General features: G+C 62.6%; 16 protein-coding genes, 1 tRNA gene and 1 pseudogene. 3 read left to right on the top strand and 15 right to left on the bottom strand.

Features of this window, described 5'->3' with window-relative positions; genetic code table 11:
* Positions 1 to 23 precede the first annotated feature (23 nt).
* The 8 genes and pseudogenes from X726_RS1000000171605 to choX all read right to left on the bottom strand — a co-directional run bounded on the left by X726_RS1000000171605 (position 24) and on the right by choX (position 7,674).
* Entirely contained in the window at positions 24 to 926 is a 903-nt protein-coding gene (locus X726_RS1000000171605) for a carbohydrate ABC transporter permease (protein WP_156940634.1), read from the bottom strand.
* Positions 926 to 1,846: a sugar ABC transporter permease gene (locus X726_RS157645; RefSeq protein ID WP_031214833.1), complete on the bottom strand. Its 921-nt coding sequence runs from the start codon at positions 1,844 to 1,846 to the stop codon at positions 926 to 928. Before X726_RS157645 ends, X726_RS1000000171605 begins: the two co-directional genes overlap by 1 nt.
* Positions 1,847 to 1,923: 77 nt before the next feature.
* Entirely contained in the window at positions 1,924 to 3,234 is a 1,311-nt protein-coding gene (locus X726_RS157650) for a substrate-binding domain-containing protein (RefSeq protein WP_023669337.1), read from the bottom strand.
* 111 nt (positions 3,235 to 3,345) lie between these two features.
* Positions 3,346 to 4,530 carry an ROK family transcriptional regulator gene (locus X726_RS157655; RefSeq protein ID WP_084630702.1) on the bottom strand — a complete coding sequence of 395 codons (1,185 nt, stop codon included), beginning with the start codon at positions 4,528 to 4,530 and terminating at the stop codon, positions 3,346 to 3,348.
* A 251-nt stretch (positions 4,531 to 4,781) separates the two neighbouring features.
* Positions 4,782 to 5,061 (bottom strand): annotated as a pseudogene (locus tag X726_RS01000000166835) (IS30 family transposase); the annotation flags it as partial.
* 622 nt (positions 5,062 to 5,683) lie between these two features.
* Positions 5,684 to 5,833 (bottom strand): hypothetical protein, encoded by a 150-nt coding sequence (locus X726_RS1000000170445; protein WP_023669333.1) that lies wholly within the window; start codon positions 5,831 to 5,833, stop codon positions 5,684 to 5,686.
* A 168-nt stretch (positions 5,834 to 6,001) separates the two neighbouring features.
* On the bottom strand, positions 6,002 to 6,739 hold the full coding sequence (locus X726_RS01000000166830; RefSeq protein ID WP_245272099.1) for an alpha/beta hydrolase: 738 nt from the start codon (positions 6,737 to 6,739) through the stop codon (positions 6,002 to 6,004).
* Positions 6,736 to 7,674, bottom strand: a complete 939-nt coding sequence (gene choX / locus X726_RS157660; protein ID WP_023669332.1) for a choline ABC transporter substrate-binding protein — start codon at positions 7,672 to 7,674, stop codon at positions 6,736 to 6,738. Before choX ends, X726_RS01000000166830 begins: the two co-directional genes overlap by 4 nt.
* Positions 7,675 to 7,754: 80 nt before the next feature.
* Between choX and betI the strand changes: the two genes are divergently transcribed.
* Positions 7,755 to 8,378, top strand: coding sequence for a transcriptional regulator BetI (gene betI, locus X726_RS157665; protein ID WP_023669331.1), 624 nt, complete (start codon positions 7,755 to 7,757; stop codon positions 8,376 to 8,378).
* Between the two features lie 947 nt (positions 8,379 to 9,325).
* Here betI and X726_RS1000000171600 read toward each other — a convergent pair.
* The 4 genes from X726_RS1000000171600 to X726_RS157675 all read right to left on the bottom strand — a co-directional run bounded on the left by X726_RS1000000171600 (position 9,326) and on the right by X726_RS157675 (position 11,703).
* A complete protein-coding gene (locus X726_RS1000000171600) occupies positions 9,326 to 9,661 on the bottom strand; it encodes a hypothetical protein (protein ID WP_245272098.1) in 336 nt (111 codons plus the stop codon).
* A gap of 403 nt (positions 9,662 to 10,064) precedes the next feature.
* Positions 10,065 to 10,607 (bottom strand): hypothetical protein, encoded by a 543-nt coding sequence (locus tag X726_RS1000000171595; protein ID WP_348626755.1) that lies wholly within the window; start codon positions 10,605 to 10,607, stop codon positions 10,065 to 10,067.
* A 216-nt stretch (positions 10,608 to 10,823) separates the two neighbouring features.
* Positions 10,824 to 10,900 (bottom strand) — tRNA-His (locus X726_RS157670).
* 344 nt (positions 10,901 to 11,244) lie between these two features.
* Positions 11,245 to 11,703, bottom strand: a complete 459-nt coding sequence (locus tag X726_RS157675) for a phasin (RefSeq protein ID WP_023669330.1) — start codon at positions 11,701 to 11,703, stop codon at positions 11,245 to 11,247.
* 323 nt (positions 11,704 to 12,026) lie between these two features.
* On the opposite strand from X726_RS157675, the gene X726_RS157680 reads away from it, so the two are divergent.
* A complete protein-coding gene (locus X726_RS157680; protein ID WP_023669329.1) occupies positions 12,027 to 16,031 on the top strand; it encodes a PAS domain S-box protein in 4,005 nt (1,334 codons plus the stop codon).
* Between the two features lie 265 nt (positions 16,032 to 16,296).
* On the opposite strand, the gene X726_RS157685 is transcribed toward X726_RS157680, so the two are convergent.
* Positions 16,297 to 18,267: an acetoacetate--CoA ligase gene (locus X726_RS157685; RefSeq protein ID WP_023669328.1), complete on the bottom strand. Its 1,971-nt coding sequence runs from the start codon at positions 18,265 to 18,267 to the stop codon at positions 16,297 to 16,299.
* A 368-nt stretch (positions 18,268 to 18,635) separates the two neighbouring features.
* On the opposite strand from X726_RS157685, the gene X726_RS157690 reads away from it, so the two are divergent.
* Complete coding sequence (locus X726_RS157690; protein ID WP_023669327.1) at positions 18,636 to 20,489, top strand: AsmA family protein; 1,854 nt, start codon at positions 18,636 to 18,638, stop codon at positions 20,487 to 20,489.
* A 42-nt stretch (positions 20,490 to 20,531) separates the two neighbouring features.
* Here X726_RS157690 and X726_RS157695 read toward each other — a convergent pair whose 3' ends face one another.
* Positions 20,532 to 21,350 (bottom strand): ABC transporter permease subunit, encoded by an 819-nt coding sequence (locus tag X726_RS157695; RefSeq protein ID WP_023669326.1) that lies wholly within the window; start codon positions 21,348 to 21,350, stop codon positions 20,532 to 20,534.
* On the bottom strand, positions 21,347 to 22,312 hold the full coding sequence (locus tag X726_RS157700; protein ID WP_031214828.1) for an ABC transporter permease subunit: 966 nt from the start codon (positions 22,310 to 22,312) through the stop codon (positions 21,347 to 21,349). The genes X726_RS157695 and X726_RS157700 overlap by 4 nt, the downstream gene beginning before the upstream one ends.

The following is a 22,312-nucleotide window of genomic DNA, read 5'->3' as shown; positions in this document are numbered from 1 at the left end:
GTCGGAAAACTCCAGGCGATAGTCTACTTGATGGCGCCGGCGGTGAGGCCGCCCTGCCAGAACCGCTGCAGTAGCAGGAATACCACGATGACCGGGATGATGCTGACCAGAGCGCCGGTTATGATGATCGAGAACAGCACCTGTCCTCCGCCACCGCCCTGCTGCGCGAGCTGATACCAGGTCGCAAGGCCCACCGTGATCGGCTGATATTCCGGCGTGCGCAGCACGATGAGCGGCAGGAAGTAATTGTTCCAGCTCCCGACGAATGAGAGCAGCGCCACGGTCACCATGCCCGGCGCCACCAGCCGCAGCACGATGGCGCGGAAGATCACGAACTCGCCGGCGCCATCGAGACGCGCTGCGTCGAGCAGTTCGTCGTCGACGCCCTGCTCGATATAGACGCGCATCAGATAGACGCCGATCGGCGAGATCATCGAGGGCAGGATCACGCCCAGCGGATTGTCGCTGAGTCCCGAAAGCGCCAGCAGCAGGAAGGTCGGCACGACGAGGGCCGTCTGCGGGATCATCACAGCGCCCAAGACCAGCGCAAACAGCAGATTGCGGCCGACGAATTTGAATTTGGCTAACGCATAGCCTGCCGCGGTAGCCAAGATCGCGGCACCGAGCCCGGCGACGCTCGAATAGAGCACGCTGTTGAACATCCAGCGCATGAAGACGCCGTTGTCGCGCGCCAGAAGATCGCTCAGATTCCGCCAGAGGTTGAACTCCGTGCCGAAGCCGAAGCCGAACGTGGTGAACAGGTCGCCATTCGTCTTCGTTGCCGACAGGACCAGATAGGCCAGCGGCATGAAGCTGTAGAGGAGGAACAGTGACAGCAGCAGCGTGAGCATGATCCGCGAGCGCCGCCTTTCGCCGGGCCGGCGCTTGGCAGCCTCGAAAGTGGCGATGTCGGTGGTCGCAGTCATCATTGCTCCGACCGACGGCGGTTGGCGATCAGGGTGAAGATGTAGGAGGCACCGGCGATCACGATGCCAAGCACGAACGAAACGGCGGCCGCATAGCCATACTGCTGGTTCTTAGTCGCCAGAGAATAGGCATAGAGGTTCGGCGTGTAGCTCGAATTGATGGTGTTACTGGCGAGCGCGCGCATCAAATACGGCTCATTGAACAGCTGCAGTGTGCCGTTGATCGAAAAGATGATGGTGAGCAGGATCGCCGGCCACAGCAGCGGCAGCTGGATCAGCCGGGCAAATTGCCAGGGCGAGGCGCCGTCCATCCGCGCGGCCTCGGCGAGGTCCGACGGGATCGCCTTCAGCGCGGCGTAGTAGATCACCATATTGTAGCCGACATATTCCCACGTCACGATATTGGCCAATGAGAAGATCATCGCGCCCGGCGATAGGAAGTCCGGCGGCGGCAGGTTGAACGCCTTGGCAATCTGCGTGAACGGGCCGAAGGTGGGGCCGTAGAGATAACCCCAGATGATCGTCGCGATCACGCTCGGCACAGCGTAGGGGAGGAAGAAGCCGAGCCGGAAGACGCCCTTGGCATAGACCTGGCCACGATCGAGCACGATGGCGAACAACAACGCCAGGGCCAGCATGATCGGCACCTGCACGATGCCGAACAAAACGAGGTTCCACACGCCGCCCCAGAATTTGGCGTCGTCCGCGACCTTGATGTAGCTGGCTGCACCCGCGAACTGCCGTCCGCCCACCAGCGTGTCGCGGTAGAGGCTCATGTAGAACGCATAGACCAGCGGCGCGACGATGAAGGCGATAAACAGCAGCATGAAGGGCGCCAGGAACAGATAGGGCGCCAGCTTTCGTAACGTAAAACCGCCCGATCGCGCTCGGCGCGTCGCTGCGGCTGGCGAGTTCGACAATGCCCTGGTCCCCATCCTGCAAGATAAAGAGATCGGGCGCGCCGATCAAGGCGCGCCCGGCCGGTGCCCGGGAGGAGTTAGGCCACGGTGAAGCCTTGGTCCTTCGCGTAGGTGACCACGGCATCCTGGACACGGTCGAACGCATCCGACAGCGTGCCGTTGCCGCTGATCGAAGCGCCGAATTCATCGGACATCGACTGGTAGAGGAAGCCCTGGAACGGGCTCCACTCAAACGGCGCCACGGCACTCGCTGATTTGGCAAACACTTTGTTCACCTCCTGGCCGCCAAAGAATTCCGGCTTGGCGCTCGCCCATTCCGGGCTCGACAGCAGCGCGTTGGTGCAGGGAAAGAAGTTTTGCTTGGTGGTGTAGAGCTTTGTGGCTTCGGGATTCGTATTCAGCCAGATCGCGACTTCGGCGGCCTCGGGCAGATGCTGGGTCGCTTTCATCACGGCCAGCGCTGAGCCACCCCAAGCGCCAGTCACGAACTTGCTCGCGTCCCACTGCGGCAGATCGGCGGCACGCCACTTGCCCACGCTGGTCTTGGCGACCGAGGTCAGGAACAGCGGACCCCAGCCCGCAGCAAGCCAGGTGGCATAGCGACCCGAGTCGAGGCCGGTGTACCACTCATTGTTGAAGCCCGGCTTGGTCTCGATAACACCCGCGGTGATAAGGTCCTGCCAATAGGCGGCGAAGTCCTTAGCAATCTTGTCGTTGATCCTGATCACGAGCTTGTCGCCATCGCGGCTGACCGGCTTCCAGCCCATCGGCCACAACAGACCCAAGACCCAGTCGGCGTTGGCTCCGAACGGCGCGTCGGTCATGAACACATTCGGATCGGCCGCATGGATCTTCTTGCCCGCATCGGCAAACTCGGCCCAGGTGGTGGGCGGCGTGATCCCATGCTCGTCGAAGACGTCCTTGCGATAGAGCATCGCCATCGGACCGTAATCCTGCGGCGTGGCGTTGACCACATCGCCCATGGCGACCTGCGCCCATAGGCCTTCGGGGAACTCGCCCTGATGGGCATTGGCGTACTGGCCGATGTCTGCGAGGGCGTCGACCTGGCGGAAGCTCTCGAGGTGCTGGTATTCGATCTGGGCGACGTCCGGAAGGCCGCTGCCCGCCTGCAGGCCCGCGCGGAGCGCGTTATACAACGGGTCCCCCTGGCCGGGATTCACGAGTTCGATCTGGATGCCTGGATGCGCGGCGTTGAACATGTCTACCTCAAGCTGGAGATTCGGCACCCAAGACCACACAAGCACCTTGACGGGCTCGGCACCGCGAACTGCGGCAGGCAGACCCGCTACCGCAACGCTCGCGCCCGCAACTTTCAAGAAGTCACGACGCTGCATCATCCGCCCAAGCGGATTGAAAATCTTCGTCATTGAAGTCCTCCCACGAAAGATACGCTCCCACACGACGCAGGGCGCGTTTTTTCTTTCAGTTAGAAACTTAATGCCGACATACAGTCGCTGTCAATTGCGATCGATTGATCTTCAGTCGGCCATCACGAGGCTGTCGGCAGGGTTGAGAGTCGTCGCATCAAGCACCAGACGCACCGCGCCCAGGACGATATCGCGGTGCCCCAGCGCACCTATCACGAGGCGCGGCGGGTCGTACACATTGCCCTTGAGGCGATGTCGCAGCACATCGAGCACCAGATCACCACCGCCGACGACCCGGCCCGCCAGTACGATGATTTCGGGGTTCATGAAGGCAGCAACACTGCCCACCGCCATCGTCGCATAGTCCAGCAACTCGGTGACAACCGGCGCGATTTTGTCCGCCTGCCGGTCGGTGACAGCGGCCAGGGTGAGCTTTCCCGCCGCATACTGGGTGTTGGCCTCTTCGAGCATCTTGGTCGCCTGTTCGGGGATGCCGAAAAAGCGCAGCGATTGCTTGTCGCCCAGATATTCGAACGGCCGCCCGGTAAGGAGGGGGTCGTCGAGATACCAGCCGATCTCGCCCGCCGCATGCGAATGCCCGCCATAGAGCTTGCCGTCGATCACGACGCCCGCGCCCGCGCCGGGCCCGATCGAAAGGCTCACGACGCTGTCGGCGCCACGCCCGGCCCCGAATCCCCATTCGCCCACGGCGGCGAGGTTGCGCCCGTTTTCGACGACGATAGGTATCTGAATATGCTCGCTGAGCCGCGCCCGCAACGGCATGTCGCGCCAGCCGAGCCCGAGCGTCAGCACCACTTCGCCCTCCGGCTGCCTGACGATCGAGGGCACGCCAATGCCGATGCCGCGAATAGTCTGGCCGCGCGGGCGGGGGGCCGCCATAAGCCGGCGGATCAGGCCGACCAGCTTTTCGAAATTGCGCTCGCCATCATCGTCGGCGGTCTCGTGCATTTCTGTCTGCACGACGCCTTCGAGATTGGCCACGGCGCCGTAGAACTCGCCCTTGCCGGCCTCGATGCCAATGATCGCATGCGCCGCACCGCGGAACTTGATGCGCGCCCGCGGCCGGCCCCGGACATTGGCCTCGTCAAACCCGTCATACGCAACCAAATCCTCGGCAATCAGATCCTCGATCACCCGCATCACCGTCGGCAGGCTGATGTTCAGCCGCTCGGCGAGGCTCGATGGCGAAATCACTCCTTGGGTGCGGATCAAATCCACCACGGCCGAACGATTGAGTCGGCGTAACAGGCTCGACGTCGTGGGCTGGCGCTTCATTCATGGACCAGTTGCAAAAGGCCGGCGGACCGGCAACGAGCGTCGGCATAGACCAGAACCGTGCCAGAGTCCGCCTTTTTCTGATGACGCCGAACGTCAGTTGTCGCTCGGCAGGGAAAGCTACCGCGGTAGCCCGTTCGATGATTACGGCGCTCCGTGGCGGGCGCCCAAGCCCTCTGAAGTCACTGCGCTACTTGTGCAAATAACTGACGCCGGTCGCTTCAATCGGTTACGAGCTCGTCCGCCCAACATCAATGACCGCTTTTGGCGGCGGGTTCAACCGATCGCTCCGCTAGGGTCTGATAGAGCAAGGTCTTTCTGGGGCGTTCGTTGAGTTGCCGCGCGATGGCGCTGAGCTTTGCCTGGCTGTGCAGGGACAGGTCGGTGCCACGTGGCAGATAGGCGCAGCAGTCGGTTGGTGTTTTCATTCGAGCCGCGCTGCCAGGGTGATCGAGGATCGCAGAAGTAGACCTCGACGTCCGTGGCCAGCGTCAATCGCTGGTGCTCGGCAAGCTCTTTGCCTCGGTCCCAGCGCTGCCATGAAGGCGCTGTCTTTGTCCCGTGCTTTATCGATGCGTTTTATCCAGGACGGCATTGCGACGCTCGAATTGCTGGAGCGCCTGAGTCTCGACGTGGACTATCTGAAGAGCAGACCTGCTGCGGTCAGCCGATGGCCAACAGCGGCGCGCACAAGGAGGCGGCAGGGGCCGAGGCGGTCTTCGTCGCCAATTTTGCCGGCTACGATATATCGTTGGACCTTCGGCGAGCTGCATCCACCATGTCCGCTCCCAGCCAGCGTTCTGGAATCGACAGATCAGGCTCTCGCTCGCCGGAAGATTGTCGGTCCCACACACGCGTGGTGGACACGAATCCGGCGAGCCCGGCGACGTCTTTCATGGCCTGTACGAAATGCACCCCTCGAGGTGTTCGATGAGGCGGAAGACGTCCCCCTTCCCGTCCGACAGCGGATCGAACCAACGCATCGCGCCGAAATTTCATCGCTCGCGCGTGCTCTCCTTGACGTCGAGCGCGAATCCGGCGCGCTCGAGCACCGCGGCGCAGTGCACCTTGTCCTTCAGCTCTTCCAGCTCTGCTTTTTTCATCTTCGCCTGCGCCTCGTCGCGCTCCCTCCCTCGATTCCGCCCCGGATTTTTCAGTGCAGGAACCGGATGCCGCGAAGAGCAGGGCGGGCAAGGGCGCGGCCGGCAAGCCGGCGTTTGTGCCGGGTGGCGCGAACGATGCCCATGTCGGTCATCAAGCCGCGCCCCGCCGCTTCGCCGGCATGGCGGTTGCCCGCGACCATGATTGTCAGTCCCAAAAAGCTGGCACCTAGGGCGCGGTCGCTCTTGAGATAATCATCGCGCCGGCAACATGCCTGTTATCGCGTCGGCGACAAAGGCTGGATCTTCCCAATGCGGGTTGTGGCCGCAATCCTGCGCCCACACCAGACGCGATCCGACGAGTGCATCGGTCAGCGTGCGCTGGTGCGCCGCGCCGAAAAGNGCGCCGCGCCGAAAAGCGGATCGCGCCCGCCGGCGATGATCAGCGTCGGGGCCTCCACCGCCCGCGCCGCGGCGGTCAGATCGGTGCGGCGGACTTCTTCGAGAATGGCGCGCCAGCGCGCAGCCGGGATCGCGGACGCGTCCTTCGCGAGGCCGGCGAGAAAAGCCCGCGGCACGCCCGGTCGACAGGCATGCCACCAGTCGTAGAACGGATCGGACGGCGAGATCGGGTCGCGCAAGGCTGCAACGCCGTCGATCAGCTGATGATCCGATCCGAAATCGGGCTTCAGCGTGCTGGCCAGGATCACCAGCCCACCGATCAGCTCCGGACGACGCGCGGCCAGCATGATCGACACCATGCCGCCCAGCGAATGGCCGACAACGATCGGCCGGCCGAGCCGCAGGCGTTGGATCAGCCCGGCCATATCCTCGGCAAAATCGGCGGCGCGATAACCCTCGCCCGCCTGCGAACCGCCGTGGCCACGCAGGTCCGGCATGATAAGCCGGCGCCCGGTAAGATGCGGCGCCAGCAGCAAAAAACTGCGGCTGGTGTCGGTGAAGCCATGAACCAAGAGCAACGGCGGCTCCGAACCGGCGATCTCGACATAGGTAAGCTCGAGACTGCCGACATCGACGATGCGCTTACGTCCGGCCCAAGACGCCTGTTCGGCCTCCTGATCCGTCAGCTCCAAAACTGCCGGCCTCACAGTCCGAGCTTTTCCTTGACCGCGGCAAGGCCGGGTTTGCCATCGAAGGTGGCGACGCCGGCAAGCCAGGCATCGAGCCGATCCTTGTGCAGGGCGATCGACTTCAGAGCCCCGTCCTCCGGCTTCATGCCGTCGTTAATGAGGTAGCCCATGCCGACATTTTCCATGTCGATGTCGAAGGCGAGGTTTTTCAGGAACTGCGCCACATTCGGGCATTCCTGCAGAAAACCCTTGCGAACCTGCGTGGTCACGGTGGCGGCACCGAAATTCGGACCGAAGAACTCGTCACCGCCAGTCAGGTACTTGAAGTCGTACATCGTGTTCATCGGGTGCGGCGCCCAGCCCTGGAAGACGATGAACTGCTTCTCCTTGATCTCGTAGCCGACCTCCGAGAGCATGCCGGCCTCGCTCGATTCGACCACCTGCCAGCCGTCGAGGCCGAAATTGGGATCGGCAATGGCGTCCATCATCAGCTGATTGGATCCGGGCTCGATCCCGTACATCTTCTTGCCGAACTTGTCGGCGAATTTGTGCAGGTCCGACAGGTCCTTGACGCCGGCGTCCCAGACATAGGTCGGCACGGCAAAGGTGTATTTGGCGCCGACCAGATTGACGCGCACATTCTCGATGGAGCCGTCCTTCTTGTAGGGCTCGTAATAGGTGACCATGGCCGGATCCCAGTAGCCGAGGAACAGGTCGAGGTCTTTGTTCTTCATCCCCTCGTAGATGACGTTGATGCCGAGCACCTCGCTCTGCGGCTCGTAGCCGAGCGCCTGAAGCAATACCTTGGCCACGCCGGTGGTGAAGGCGAGATCGTTCCAGCCGGGCTCGGCCATGCGGACCGTTTTGCAGCTTTCGACCTCGGCGGCCCGGGCCGCCTGCGAAGCCAGCGTCAGGGCCGCGACACAGACGCCATTCGCAAGCATGCGCAACATTCCGGTTCTCCTCTTTCCGACTTTGACCTATTGGTCACTTTATTGTCCTGCTGGTCAATTGTTGATCTGAACGGACGAAGATGTCAATATGGATTCGCAATGGATGGGTCGACCCAGTGAAGCTCACGCCTCTCAGCGACATACGCCGCAAGGAATTGCGCCAGGCGGCGTTCGCCGTTCTGGAGCGCGAAGGAATCGCCGGTGCGACGCTGGAAAAGGTCGCGGCCCAGGCCGGCGCCTCCAAGGGCATCGTGCTGCATTATTTCCGCAACAAGCAGGAGTTGTTCGAGCACGCCATGCGCGAGGCGAACGCCGTGCTCTGCCACGCCGTGGTCGCCCGGCTGCAGCGGGCGCGCACGCCGATGGAACGGCTGGACGCGGTGATCGAGGGCAATTTCGAGGAGCATCTGTTCCTGCCGCCGCTCTGCCATGCCTGGCTGTCGCTCTGCGCCGAAGTGCCCCGCGACGAGCAGCTGGCGCGCATCCAGAAGGTCATCCATGCGCGCATGCGCTCGAACCTCTTGTCCGGCCTGCGCGGCCTCGCTTCGCCGGAACTGGCCGACGAAATCGTCGTTGGCATCACCGCTTTGATCGACGGGCTATGGCTCAGGCTCGGTCTGCAGCCGGGCAGCGTCACGCGCGAGCAGGCCGTGCGCCAGGTCAAGGATTTCGTCGCGGGGCGGCTTTGCCCCGCGCCAGCCTAGGCCCTTCGGCCTTGCCTCGGTCGGATAAAGTTCATAGCCGGCGGGGTCGTACCCTTGACCGCCCAATTGCGGGAGCATGGCGATGCGACTCCAACGAAGCGGGCGCTGGTCACCCGTGGGTCGGACGGCATCGGCCTGGCAATTTTTCGGAAGCTTTCGCCCGCGAAGGCGCGGATGGCTGATCGTGGGGCGCGACCCCGGCAAGCTGGAAACCTTGTGCAACACGCCGCGGTCGAAACGCTGTCGACCGATCTCGCCACCAGCGAAAAGGAGATCAAGTTCACTTATCCCTTATCTGCATTTGGACAAAGTTGGGGGCACGACCACGGTAGAGAATCCTCGTTACCACTAACAGCCAGATTTCGATCCGACGCTAGTTCGTCGGCAAGTTGCGATCAAACAACAATCGTTTGTAATTCAGAACAACCGCTCCCACCGTGAAAACTACGTCAGGATGGCCTAGCTCCCGCGCCCGCGCCCGCCTAGGACTGCCACATATTTTCCCAGTCCATCATTGCCGCCACCCCGCATGACGACGATAGCAAAAGCACGTCTCCTCGATAGTGGTCTAACGAAGTAGCGGTCTCCCGCTACCAACGCCCAACGGCCGGTCCGAAAAGGCTGACAACACCGCCTATTTTGCACGCCGGGACCGCCATTTTCCGCTAAAGCCGAATGCACCCCTTCCCTCTGCACTGAAGGCCCGATTACGGCCAACGCATGCTGAGGTATCGACTTGTAGGATTCAGAAGTCGTGAAGCGGTGTTCGTTGACGTCACGTCCGGTGACCGCCGAGCGCATCGAGCGAGCGCTCGATCGCATCGCGGAGATCATTGTGGCGCGAGGGGACCAAGGCGAGGCCTGGCTGCCGTTATATGAACATCTGGAACGTGCTCTGCGAGACCACAAGGCGAGGGAAAAGCGTATGGCGGCTGTGCGCGAGCGCGTCACACGATCGAGGGGTCAAAGGGAAGCACGATCTTCATAAGCTCTTCCTGCCACATCTTCATGTCGCCACCCTCGCCATATTTTGGCCGGTCGATCGTGTGGCCCATAAGCATACGCCGAAGTTCCTCGTCCAGCCTGCCGTTCTTCATACGGTCTTCGAACGAATGGCGCAGCGAATAGACCGTATGATCCTCGGTGGGAAACAATCCGTGGCTCTTGAAGTGCTTGTTAAGCAGGGCTGACAACGATGCCTCGCGGTCCTTGTACCGTGGGAAGCCCTTTGAATATTTCTTGAACACCTCAAGCGCCACGCCGACCAGTGGTATCTTGCGCACTGACGAGGCGGTCTTGATTTCTCGCGGATCGTCAGGGTCGTCGCGCGGTTCGACCGAGATGTGCGGGACATCGTGGTCAAGATTGATGACGCCGGCATGTAAATTCGCAAGCTCGCTCGGTCTCGCGCCTGTCTCCGCAAACGCAAGGACGATACCCCGCGCGTCCTCGTTGAGCGTTGTGAGCGCGCCCGGCGCAAAATCTTGTCCCGGATCCAGTCGGTCGGGAATGGCGGCCGGCTGCGCTTTGACTTGTCGCTAAATGAGAGATCGGCGAAGGGGTTTTTCTGTTCGGGGAAACCGAGATGCCGGTAGTAGTCGGCGTAGAGGGTTCGCAGGTTCCCCATGTTTCGGTTGCCAGTAGACGCCGAACGGTCTGCCCTCCCTGTCTGGGGCGCGATACGATTCAGCCAGTAGTTATGCACCACTCGAGCGTCGTCGCGCGTGATCTCACCCATGCCTTGTCGCCGACCAGGCCGATAAACACATCGACGCTCATCTCGCGTTTTGCCTTCCAGCGCTTCTTCTGATCGGGGCTTTTGGTACGGATTTCGTCGCGGGTGATCTCGTCGAAATAAAGCTCCAGAGCCTCTGATATCTTGTCGTCAGGACGGGCAGCGGTGCCGCCGACTGCGTCCACCGATGGTGATGTGGCGGGTGCTCCGATCGTGCTCTCGACTCTCTGCAGGATCGTGTCGAGCGGCTCGGCGATGAGAATCTCGGCAAGCGGCCGATAAACGAACCCCAACGATTCGGCGCGCTTGATCGCTTGGCCGTATCGGGCGCGCGCCGCCTGTGGATTTTCGCCCAGGATTAGTGACGCCCACAATGCATTGTCGGCTGCCTCGTGAAGATCTCTGGCTGTGCGCGCCTTTATTCGCTCAGTGGTATCGAGGGCACGGCGCACGAACTCACCCCGTTCGTCGAGGTGCCTGACCTCTTGTGGCACCCGGCGTCGGCAATGGAAGTGATCCCCCCTGAGTTGCAGGAAGCGGTCGGGATCATGCTCTTCGCGTCGTCTGCCCAGTGTTCAACACGGCGTTTGTGTCACGATACGTATCACATTATGTATCACAAACGGCGCGAAAGCGCAACCTAGGCGAACCTTTCGCCGAAATTTGCCCGAAATTTGCCAATGAATTCAAATGCTTATTCGGAAGGTCGGTGGTACCGTTGGCTGGGATCGAACCAGCGACCTCCGGATCCACAATCCGGCGCTCTAACCATCTGAGCTACAACGGCACGTTCATGAGCCAGATCGTGGTGAAAATTCATTCTCCGAGATCCGCTCTGTCGTTCGGCGATGCGTCCAATACGGTCTATCAGAGACTAATTCAAGGCCTTTGATAAGGCAAAGCCGGTTCCGCCAACAGGCGCCGGTTTCTTCGGCAAAAGAAAAAGGCCGGCGGGAGGAGGTGCCGGCCTTTTCCTGTTACGAGCCAGCGGGAGGAGGTGCTGGCTGGTCACCCCGGAGAGCAGAGGGAGGAGGTTCCACTCGCCGGGTATTCATCTGGACAACTCTATCGCACACCTATTTGTCTGACGAAATGCGACGTTTTGATGCATCGCAGAGTTGTGCGCAATTATTAGGCGGCCTTGATGTCCTTCAGGGCCTTCTCGAAAGCGGTCTTGACCGGCTTGGAGACGTCTTCGGCAGCCTTCGAAGCAACAGCCTGGAAGTCCTTAGCCTGCTCGACGGTGGTCTCGACGCGCTTGCGCAGGAAGGCGGTCTGCAGTTCGACCACTTCCGACAGCGACTTGGCGCCGATGAGGGCCTCGAGATGCGAGAAGCCGGCTTCGGCATTGGCGCGCAGAGCGGCGATGGTCTTGAGCGACAGGTCGCTGGAAACGGTCTTGGCAGTCTCGAAGGTCGATTCCAGGACTTTCTGGGTCTCTTCGGCGCCGGTCTTCAGCTTGGAGTAGGCTTCCTTCGACTGCTCGACGCCCTTTTCGGCGAAAGCGCGGATCTGGTCGGTTGCCTTGGAAGCGTCGAAGCTCGGGAATTCGACGTTTTCGATGGTCTCAGCGGTCTTGGCCTTGGTCATTTTCCATCCTTTCGGGGTAGCGGCTTTGACAAAAAGCCGTCTCGTTCATGTATGATGGCAATATAGCGGTTTTTTTGTGCGATGCAATATCTTTGTTGCAGTGCACCATAAATTTCTTCCCATGCGTCACCCAAGAGGTTATCCAGGGACATTCCGAGAGGCTGTTAACCAAGTGGCCAGAGATTCCACCTGCTTCCCGCCATGGCTTGTGGACCTTCGCCGCGCGGGCTTTTATTAACAAAGCGTTAACTGCAAATTGCCCGCCTTGTGGTTCGCCAAGAGGGGTTCGCCAAGAGGTTTCACCGAAAGGGTCCGCCAAGCGCATGCCTTCCGAGAACTACTCTTTCCTCGATGTCGCCGTGCTTGATGCGGTTCGCCAGCGCTTCGCCGCCGGCGACGCGATCGCGATTCTGTCGGCCGACCTCGAACAGGTGATCTGGGCCAACGGCCCGGGCGCTGCGGTGTTCGGCTATCCCGATATCGAGGCCATCATCGGCGCCTCGGCTCAGCTGCCGCTGATCGCCAGGCGCCAGATCATGGCGACCGCGGGCTTCCCGCAGATCGGCAGCGACCGCGCCATTACGGTACGGCTGGCGACCGGCATCACCAGCCGCGCCGTCGGCTTCCTGGCCAGTGCGGTGACTATGCCGGACGGCGAAAGCGCCATTATGCTGGTGGTGCCGGCAGCGCAGGCCGGCTCGCGCAGTGCTGCCGACATTGCGGCCCGCGCCATCAGCGGCTTTACCGAAGACGGCCATTTCATCGCCTTTGTCGACGCCGCCGGCACTGTCGAGGCGGCTTCGGATGGCTTTGGCGCGCTCGCCATCCGGCCTGAGACGCTGGCCGCGCTTGTCGCCGACGTGGCGAGCCAGGACGACCGCATCGTCAAGCGGCTGGTCCCCGGCGGCGCCACGTCCTATCCGGCCGGCTTCGCGCGCCTGACCGAGTCCAGGCATCTGCTGGTGGTCATCGACGAGGATCAGCTCGGTGAGGAAAACCCTGTCGGCGAGCTGGATGCCGAACCTGCTGCAGCGCAGGTCGACGATGGCCCGGCGCAAGCCGCCGCGGAGAACGCGGTAACGGTGGATGCGGTGGCTGACCACCCCACCGCAAGCGGGAATCAGGGCGCCCCACTCGCGGCCGCGCCTGATGTCGGGGAGACAGGTCCGGCTGCCACCGAGCATGATGCTTCGGCGTCAACCGATACAAAGGCGGACCATCGCGAGCAGACGACCGGCCGCGAGCAGGCGGCGAATGACAGCGCGCCGGCGCAACATGATCATTGGTACTTCCATGCCGGCGAAGAGCCGCAGGCGGGCGAGCCGGACAGCCCGGCGCAGGCCGAGCCGGACTCTGTTTCCCCGGCCGAGAGTGCGCAGTTGGACAGCAGTGCCGCTGCGCCCGCCCTGCCGTCTGACGCAGCCCCACCGGCTACGCCTCCCGCCAAACGTGAGGTCGACCGCTCGGCGCCGCCGCTGCGCTTCGTCTGGCGCACCGACGCCGACGGCAAGTTCAGCGCGCTGTCGCCGGAATTCGGCGACATTGTCGGCAAAGCCGCCGCCGACGTGATCGGCCGCCGCTTCAAGGACGTCGCGACAATTTTCGGCCTCGACGCCTCGGGCGAGATCGCGGGCCTGCTTGAACGGCGCGACACCTGGTCGGGCCGCTCGGTACTGTGGCCGGTTGCCGGCTCCGACCTGAAGATACCGGTCGATCTGGCAGCACTGCCTGTCTATGGCCGCAGCCGCGCCTTCGAAGGTTTTCGTGGTTTCGGCGTCGCCCGCGCCGGCGATGCGGTGGTCGATCCGGAAGCAATCGGCATGGCGCTGGTCCCCAATGGCGCGCCAGCGGCAGCAGCCGAGCCGGCCCCGGAACAGCCCGTGGCGGAAGCTCCCAAGGCGGCCGATCCGTTTGAGGGCGAAGTGCCGGCGCTGACCATCGTGCCGAAGCAGGAACGTCGTTTTGCCGACAAGGTCATCCGGCTGGCCGAGCATCGGCAGCCCGCCAACGACAAGCAGCCGACAAGCGAGAGGGGCCTGTCGACGCTGGAGCGCAGCGCTTTCCGCGAAATCGGCGAGCGGCTGAAGAAGGACAATCCCCCGCCGGAGCAGCCGGAGACTGCCAAGCAGGCCGAACCGGCCAATCCGGATCAGGTAACGCCAGACCAGGCCAAGGCAGATGAGCTCAAGCCGGATCATGTCGAGGCGAACCAGGCTGAAACAGCCGCGCCAGCCCGGCGGCCCGCCGAGGTCTCGAGTCCGGGCGAAGCCGGCCCGGCTGCCGTGGCTGAACCATCGGCAACCGCACCCGAAAATGAAACGGCTGAGGCCGAACCGCCGGAAAGCGATGCCGAGGACGAAAAGGATCTCGCGCGGCTTGACGGCGAGCAGCCGGACGACGGCCTTGCGGACGGCGAAGCAGGCGAGGCGAAGGCGCCGACAGTGTCGCGCTCCCTGCTCGACTATGCCGATCCCGAACCAGGCTCCGTCACCGAAAACAGTACGGAAGCAACGTCGTCCAACGACGAACCTGCGCCGGCTTCCGAACCGGATGATACGCAAGCCCAAGAGATCGTCGAGGCCGCAGAGCCACAGCCGGTTGTTGCCGAGACGCCGGCCAATGCCGGTGAAGACGACAGCATGACGTCGGCCGATTTCCGTGATGCCGAGGACATTGAGGATTGGGCGCCGTCCGACGAGGCGACTGACTCGGCCGTGGAAGACGGGGACAAGGCCGGCGATGCGGACACAGTGCCGGCAGAACCACAGCGCTTGAAAGTGCCGCCGCTCAAGCTTGAGGGGTTCATGCCTTCGGCATTCTCGGCCGGAGATGAACACAAGGCCCCTGACACGTCGATCCTCGGCAAGCTGCCGGTGCCGCTGCTCATCCATTCGGGCGACGAGCTTCATTACGCCAATGAGGAATTCCTCGGCCTGACCGGCTATGACACGCTTGAGGACCTGAGCGACGCCGGCGGGCTCGACGCGCTGTTTGCCGATCCCTATTCAGAAACGGCCGGCGAAAGCGACCACACACTCAAACTGAAGACGCGCGAGGGCCAGGAATTTCCGATCGAAGCCATTTTGCGTTCGGTGCCGTGGCGCGCCGGCAAGGCGCTGATGCTGGTGGTGCGACGTACCGGCGATAACGAGCCGCCGATGGTTGCGCATCTCGCAGCCGAGGAGCAGACGCAGCCCGATGTCTCCGAACTCAAAGCGCGCATTGCCGAGATGCGCACCATCATCGACACCGCGACCGATGGTGTGGTGTTGATCGGCCGCGACGGCGACATCCGCTCGATCAGCCGGCCGGCCGAGGCGCTGTTCGGCTTCGACAGCGACGACGTCACCGGTAAACCGTTCGCCTCGCTGTTTGCCATCGAAAGCCAGCGCGCGGCGCGTGACTATCTGAACGGCCTGTCCGAGCCCGGCGTGGCGAGTGTGATGAACGATGGCCGCGAGGTGATCGGGCGCGAGGCGCAAGGGCGCTTCATCCCGCTGTTCATGACCATCGGCAGGCTGCCCAATGACAGCGGCTTCTGCGCCGTGGTGCGCGACATCACGCAGTGGAAGCGGGCCGAAGAGGATCTGACCCAGGCGCGCGCGGTGGCCGAGCGCGCCTCCTCGCAGAAGACCGATTTCCTCGCCCGCATCAGCCACGAGATCCGCACGCCGCTCAACGCCATTATCGGCTTTTCCGAGCTGATGGTGGACGAGAAGTTCGGCCCGGTAGCCAATGACCGCTACCGCGACTATCTCAGAGACATCAACCGCTCGGGCAACCATGTGCTCGATCTCGTCAATGACCTCCTCGACATTTCGAAGATCGAGGCCGGCCAGCAGGAAATGGACTACGAGGCGGTGTCGCTCAACGATACGCTGGCCGAGACGGTGGCGATGATGCAGCCGCAGGCCAACCGCGAGCGTGTCATCATTCGCTCCAGCTTCGCCTCGCGACTGCCGGAAGTCGTCGCCGACCTCAGAAGCGTGCGCCAGATCGCGCTCAACATCCTGTCCAACGCCATTCGCTATACGCAAGCCGGCGGACAGGTGATCGTGTCGACCGCCTATGAAACCTCCGGCGACGTTGTCATGCGGGTGCGCGATACCGGCATTGGCATGAGCCATGCCGAGATCGAGCAGGCGCTGAAGCCATTCAAGCAGATCAATGCGCTGAAGCGCGGGCGTGGCGACGGCACCGGTCTCGGCCTGCCGCTGACCAAGGCGATGGTGGAAGCCAACCGCGCCCGCTTCACCATCACCTCGACGCCGGGCGAAGGGACGCTGGTCGAGGTCGCCTTCCCGTCGACGCGGGTGCTGGCCGAATAGGGCCGGCCATTCCCGGGCGAGAATCCCGGACAAAGAAAAGGCGTCCAACAGGACGCCTTAAATGGGATTTGCTGTCACAACGGGGGCTTGAGCGAATCTGATCCTCAGGGGACGAGGAACGGGATTTCTCCCTCAAGTTACGTGCGACTATCGACGCCGGGCCTTAATAACTCCTTACCGGCCGTCCAAAAAATTTACGAATGTGTACCACTCATGAAATCTAGGTAAATTCGACCGACATATCTGGTTAACCATACCGGCCGCGTCACTCAGCCAGCTGCGGCAGGTTCCTGAACAGCTCCAGCGCCTCTGGATTGGCCAACGCTTCCTTGTTCTTGATGGCGCGGCCATGCACCACGTCGCGCACTGCAAGCTCGGTGATCTTGCCCGATTTGGTGCGCGGAATGTCGCTGACGGCGACGATCCTTGCCGGCACGTGGCGCGGGCTGGCGCCGCTGCGGATCTTGGAACGAATGCGCTTTTCCAGATCCTCGTCCAGCGTCACGCCGGCGGCCAGCCGCACGAACAGCACGACGCGGACGTCATTGTCGAAATCCTGACCGATGCACAGCGCCTCAAGGATCTCCGGCATCTGTTCGACCTGATTGTAGATCTCCGCCGTGCCGATGCGCACACCCCCCGGATTGAGCGTCGCGTCGGAACGGCCGTGGATGATCATGCCGCCATGCGCGGTCCATTCGGCGAAGTCGCCGTGGCACCAAACATTGTCGAAGCGCTCGAAATAGGCGGCCTGGTATTTCTTGCCCTCAGGATCGTTCCAGAAGCCGATCGGCATCGACGGGAACGCTTTTGTGCAGACCAGCTCACCCTTTTGCTCGCGGATCGGCTTGCCGTCATCGTCCCATACATCGACGGCAAGGCCGAGGCCGGGACCCTGGATCTCGCCGGTCCAGACCGGTTGCGTCGGTACGCCGAGCACGAAACAGGAGACGATGTCGGTGCCGCCGGAAACCGAGGCGAGATGTACGTCCTTCTTGATGCCGTCATAGACGAAGCGGAAATCCTCCGGCGACAACGGTGAGCCGGTCGAGGAAATAGCCCGCACACTCGACAGATCATGGCTGCGGATCGGCTTGAGCCCGGCCTTGCGTACGGAATCGATAAATTTGGCCGAGGTGCCGAAAAAGGTCATCTTCTCGGCATCTGCGAAGCTGAACAGCACATTGCCGTCGGGGTGGAAGGGCGAGCCGTCATAGAGCAGCAGCGTGGCGCCCGAGGCCAGGCCCGACACCAGCCAGTTCCACATCATCCAGCCGCAGGTGGTGAAGTAGAAGAAGCGGTCGCCTTCGACGAGCCCGGCATGCAGCCGGTGTTCCTTGACGTGCTGGACCAGCGTGCCGCCGGCCGAATGGACGATGCATTTGGGAATGCCGGTGGTACCTGACGAAAACAGGATGTAGAGCGGATGCGCAAACGGCAGCCGCTCGAACGTGACCGCTTTGGCGGCAAAGGGTGACAGCGCCTCTTCGAGCGCCACGGCCTTATCGATGACCGCGGCGATGTCACGCGACGTACCGAGATAGTCGACGATCAGGACCTTGGCTACTGTTTCGAGCTTCGCTGCAACGGCAGCGATCTTGTCGGCGACCTCGATTGCCTTGCCATTGTACCAATAGCCATCCGGCGCAATGAATATGACCGGCTCGATCTGGCTGAAACGGTCGAGCACGCCCTGCTCGCCGAAATCGGGGGAACAGGACGACCAGACCGCGCCGATGGAGGCGGCCGCCAGCATGGCGGCGACGGTTTCCGGCATGTTGGGCATCATCGCCGCGATGCGGTCGCCCTTTTTCACCTTGAGCGACAGGAAAAGCTGCTGAAAGCGCGAGGTCAGCTGGTGCAGTTCGCTCCACGACAGCCGCCGCTCGATCTTGTCCTCGCCGCGAAAGACAATCGCGTCGCCGGAACCGATCTTCTTCAGCAGGTTCTCGGCGAAGTTCAGCGTCGCATCGGGAAAGAACGATGCGCCGGGCATCTTGTCGCCATCGACGAGCACGGTCTCGCCCGCATCGGTCCCTTTGTCGCCGACAATGCCGCAAAAGTCCCACAGCAGGCTCCAGAAGCCTTCGCGATCCTCGACCGACCAGCGGTGCAGGTCGGCGTAGGAGGCGAAGGATGTGCCGCTTTTTGCCGCTGCTGCCTTCATGAACGCGGTCAGTGGTGCTGCGTCGATCTGGTCTTGCGTCGGGGTCCAGAGCGGTGCTTCGGCAGCCATGATCGATCCTCCTTGAAGCCCGTCGCGTCGCAAGATAGATATGCTTTTGTTTTGATGCACGTCGTTGTCCCGGAACCGCTGCACTCTTCCGGGCGACATGCACTAGCCTCAGCTTTACAGGCGCCGCTGTCCCAAAAACGCCGCGCCTCGTAGCAGGCTGAAGCTGCATCGCTTATGCCTACCACCGTGCGGCAGAGCAAGATTTTGTTCCGCTAAAACTCGGCCATATGTTCGCAATTGCCATCGCCGGGCCATAAAGACTTGAAATGCCTCAGCCCTAAGTCGTAGTGACGACTGGAAGGCGTGGTGACAACTGGCGGTTACACCCGTCAGGCGATTTTTATCGGAATGAAAGCAACCGGGGCAATATGCCATCACCTTTGATCCGGCGCGGAATATGGGCGATCGGCGTTGCCGTGCTCGTCATCGCGCTGGTCGTCGCCGCTCTGCCGCTGTTTGCCTCGACCCGGATCGTGCGCGATCGCATCGCCTGGGAAATGAGCGCGTGGAGCGGTTTCAGGGTCACCATCGCCGGTTCGCCGCGCATCGAGGTGTGGCCGAAGTTCCGCGCCATATTGAGCGACGTCACGCTGTCGCAGTGGACCGAGACCGACGCGCCGCCGGTGATCGAGGCCGAACGCGTCGAGGTCGACCTTTCGGCCATGGCGGCGCTGCAGGGCGATGTGGTGTTTTCGACGGCGCGGCTGGTGCGGCCGACGATCCGGGTCCAGCGCGCCGCAAACGGCATATTCCTGCCCGCCATACCAACGGGCGGACGCATCACCCGCTCCATCGACACGGCGCGCGGCGTGGTCAACGCCGATCCGACGAAGCCGGATCTGAGCAAGCTGCCCGCCGATCCGTTCGGCACCGTGGAATTCAGGGACGGCCGCATGGTCGCCTCCGTCGGCGGCAAGGACGTCGAATTGCTGACCAGCCTGTCCGGCCAGGCGAGCTGGGCAGCGATGAACAGCAACGCGACCTTGTCGGCGACCGGAATCTGGCGCGGCGAGAGCGTCACCGTCAATGCCGCCTCGCCCAAGCCGCTGGTGCTGTTTGCCGGCGGCGCCGCACCGGTCACGTTTTCGTTCAAGGCAGCGCCGGCCAGCTTCTCGTTCGACGGCACGGCCAGCATGTCGCAAAACGCCTATTTCGATGGCCAGGCGAAATTCGCCGCGCCCTCGCTGCGGCGCGTGCTGGAATGGTCGCAGGCCGGCATTGCTCCTGGTACGGCGATCGGTTCGGTCTCGATTTCGAGCAAGATCACGGCGACCGCCGGCCGCGTCAAATTCGAAAACACCGCGGTGACGCTCGACAACAACCCGGGAATGGGGGCGCTGGATTTTTCGTTCGGCGACGCCTTGCCGGTGATATCAGGCACACTCGCCTTCGATACGCTCGACCTCAGGTCGCTGTTTTCGGCCTTCACGCCGCTGGCGCCGACCGGCGAGACCGGTCCCGGCGAAATCGACACCAGCTTCGCCGACCGGATCAATCTCGATCTGAGGCTGTCAGCGGCGCATGCCTCGGCCGGCGCAATCCAGCTTGCCGACGTCGCCGCCACGGCGCAGGTGAAGAACGGGCTTGCCGTCTTCGATATCTCCGATGCGTCGGCCTTTGGCGGCAACGTGCAAAGTAGCCTGCGTTTCGACCGCAAACCGGAGGGCTCGCAGGTCGAGATCCGGCTGCTCGCCTCCGACATTGACGGCGCCGCTTTCGGCACCGCGGCCGGAATGACGCGGCTGGTGCCGGCCAGCACCGGCACTGTCTCGGTCATTCTCAAAGGGCCGGGCAAATCCTGGGACTCGATCTTCGAGAACGCGGACGGCTCGGTCTCTGCGACGTTCGGGCCTGGCGCGCTGAGCGGGCTCAATTTGCCGGCATTTCTGAAGCACACGGAACAGGGCGGCTTCTTTGCGCTCGACGACGTCTCGGACGGGACACTGCCGATGGACGGCGCCGAGCTCAAGGCCACCATCTCGAAGGGTGTGGCAAGGCTGGACAAGGCCGAGGCCAATTCGGCGAAATACAAGGTCTGGCTGTCCGGCATCGCCTCTTACGGCGGACGCGGGCTGGCGCTTTCGGGGGGTGTCACCCAGGCCGACCCGGCAGCGGCACCGGTCAATGGCCAGCAGGGATCCAACCAGTCGTCATTCTTCGTCGGCGGCACCTGGAGCACGCCGTTCATCTCGCCGATCAGCCGCGGCGTCTCAGGCGAATAGGCGGACCCTTACCGGGACCGCCCTATCCCTCGTTTGACGCAATCAACCGCGCTGCGCGGCCTGTTCGTCGAGCTGGCGTTGCACCTCACGCCGCTTGTTGGCGACCGAAGCGATGATGACGCCTACCGCCACGACGGCGATCAGGATGGTGCAGGCGGCGTTGATTTCCGGCGTCACGCCGAGACGCACCTGGCTGTAGATCTTCATCGGCAGCGTGGTGGCGCCAGGCCCGGAGGTGAAGGAGGCGATGACCAGGTCGTCAAGCGACAGGGTGAAGGCCAGCATCCAGCCGGAGACGATGGCCGGCATGATGACCGGCAGCGTGATCTGAAAGAAGGTCTTTACCGGCGTTGCGCCGAGGTCCAAGGCAGCTTCTTCCAGCGAACGATCGAACGACACCAGGCGCGACTGCACGACGACAGCCACGAAGCACATGGTCAAGGTGATGTGAGCAAGCGTCACGGTCAGGAAGCCACGGTCGAGACCGACGGCAACGAACAGCAGCAACAGCGACAGGCCGGTGATGACTTCCGGCATGACCAGCGGCGCAAACACCATGCCGGAAAACAGGATGCGGCCGCGGAAGCGGGTGTAGCGGGTCAAGGTCAGTGCTGCCAGCGTGCCGAGCACGGTTGCCACAGTGGCGGAGATGACACCCACACGCGCGGTCACCCAGGTGGCGTCCATCAGCCCCTGATTGTGGAACAGCGAGGCATACCATTTGGTCGAGAAGCCGCCCCAGACGGTGACCAGCTTCGACTCGTTGAAGGAGAAGACGATGAGCAGCACGATCGGCAGATAGAGAAAGGCAAAGCCCAGCACGACCGAGGTGACGTTGAAGCGGCTCCAGGTGGCGTTCATTTGTCCTGCTCCTGGGCGCGCGCCTGGGCCTGCTGGAAGAGCATGATCGGCACGATCAGGAGCAGCAGCAGGATGACGGCGACGGCCGACGACACCGGCCAGTCACGGTTGGCGAAGAATTCATTCCACAAGGTCTTGCCGATCATCAGCGTCTGCGAGCCGCCGAGCAGATCGGGAATGACGAACTCGCCAACCGCTGGAATGAACACCAGCAGGCAGCCGGCGATGACCCCGGGCAGCGACAGCGGGAACGTGATCTTCCAGAAGGCTGATGTCGGCGGGCAGCCGAGATCCTTTGCCGCCTCGATCAGCGAGTAATCCATCTTTTCCAGCGACGAATAGAGCGGCAGCACCATGAATGGCAGGTAGGAATAGACGATGCCGATGAAGATCGCCGTGTAAGTGTTGAGGATGATCAGTGGCTGATTGATGATGTGCAGCGACAACAGCAGCTGATTGAGCAGACCCTCGGGCTTGAGGATGCCGATCCAGGCATAGACGCGGATCAGGAACGACGTCCAGAACGGCAGGATTACCAGCATCAGCAAGGTCGGACGGATCGTCGCCGGCGCGCGGGCCATGCCGTAGGCGATCGGGAAGCCGACGAGCAAGGTCAGGATCGTCGAGACTGCAGCGATGATAACGCTGGTCACGTAGGCTTTGAAGTAAAGCGCGTCCTGCGTTAGCCAGACATAATTGTCGAAGCTGAGTTCGCGGAAGCGGACAAAGAACCCGGACATGCCGTCCCTGAAATCGAGCGCCGGCGTGTAGGGCGGCATGGCGATCGCCGACTGCGACAGCGAAATCTTGAAGACGATGATGAACGGGATGAAGAAGAAGAACAGCAGCCAGAGATAAGGCACGATGATGACGAGCCGGCTGACGAAGCCGGCACCGACCCGCGTCAGGAACGGTTTGGCCGCGGCCGATGGACCGGCGTCGGTGAGTGCAATGTTGGACAT

This window comes from Mesorhizobium sp. LSJC285A00 (assembly GCF_000503155.1).
GTDB lineage: Bacteria > Pseudomonadota > Alphaproteobacteria > Rhizobiales > Rhizobiaceae > Mesorhizobium.
The sequence above is the reverse complement of the archived record's forward strand: the minus strand, read 5'-3'. Positions and strand labels throughout refer to the sequence as shown.

What these genes read in the sequence shown, in the direction of transcription:
- X726_RS1000000171605 (WP_156940634.1), bottom strand. Translation starts at nt 926, where the DNA reads ATGACTGCGACCACCGACATCGCCACTTTCGAGGCTGCCAAGCGCCGG.
- X726_RS157680 (WP_023669329.1), top strand. Translation starts at nt 12,027, where the DNA reads ATGCCTTCCGAGAACTACTCTTTCCTCGATGTCGCCGTGCTTGATGCG.
- X726_RS1000000170445 (WP_023669333.1), bottom strand. Translation starts at nt 5,833, where the DNA reads ATGGTCGCGGGCAACCGCCATGCCGGCGAAGCGGCGGGGCGCGGCTTG.
- X726_RS157700 (WP_031214828.1), bottom strand. Translation starts at nt 22,312, where the DNA reads ATGTCCAACATTGCACTCACCGACGCCGGTCCATCGGCCGCGGCCAAA.
- betI (WP_023669331.1), top strand. Translation starts at nt 7,755, where the DNA reads ATGTCAATATGGATTCGCAATGGATGGGTCGACCCAGTGAAGCTCACG.
- X726_RS157675 (WP_023669330.1), bottom strand. Translation starts at nt 11,703, where the DNA reads ATGACCAAGGCCAAGACCGCTGAGACCATCGAAAACGTCGAATTCCCG.
- X726_RS157685 (WP_023669328.1), bottom strand. Translation starts at nt 18,267, where the DNA reads ATGGCTGCCGAAGCACCGCTCTGGACCCCGACGCAAGACCAGATCGAC.
- X726_RS157650 (WP_023669337.1), bottom strand. Translation starts at nt 3,234, where the DNA reads ATGACGAAGATTTTCAATCCGCTTGGGCGGATGATGCAGCGTCGTGAC.
- X726_RS157690 (WP_023669327.1), top strand. Translation starts at nt 18,636, where the DNA reads ATGCCATCACCTTTGATCCGGCGCGGAATATGGGCGATCGGCGTTGCC.
- choX (WP_023669332.1), bottom strand. Translation starts at nt 7,674, where the DNA reads ATGTTGCGCATGCTTGCGAATGGCGTCTGTGTCGCGGCCCTGACGCTG.
- X726_RS157695 (WP_023669326.1), bottom strand. Translation starts at nt 21,350, where the DNA reads ATGAACGCCACCTGGAGCCGCTTCAACGTCACCTCGGTCGTGCTGGGC.
- X726_RS157655 (WP_084630702.1), bottom strand. Translation starts at nt 4,530, where the DNA reads ATGAAGCGCCAGCCCACGACGTCGAGCCTGTTACGCCGACTCAATCGT.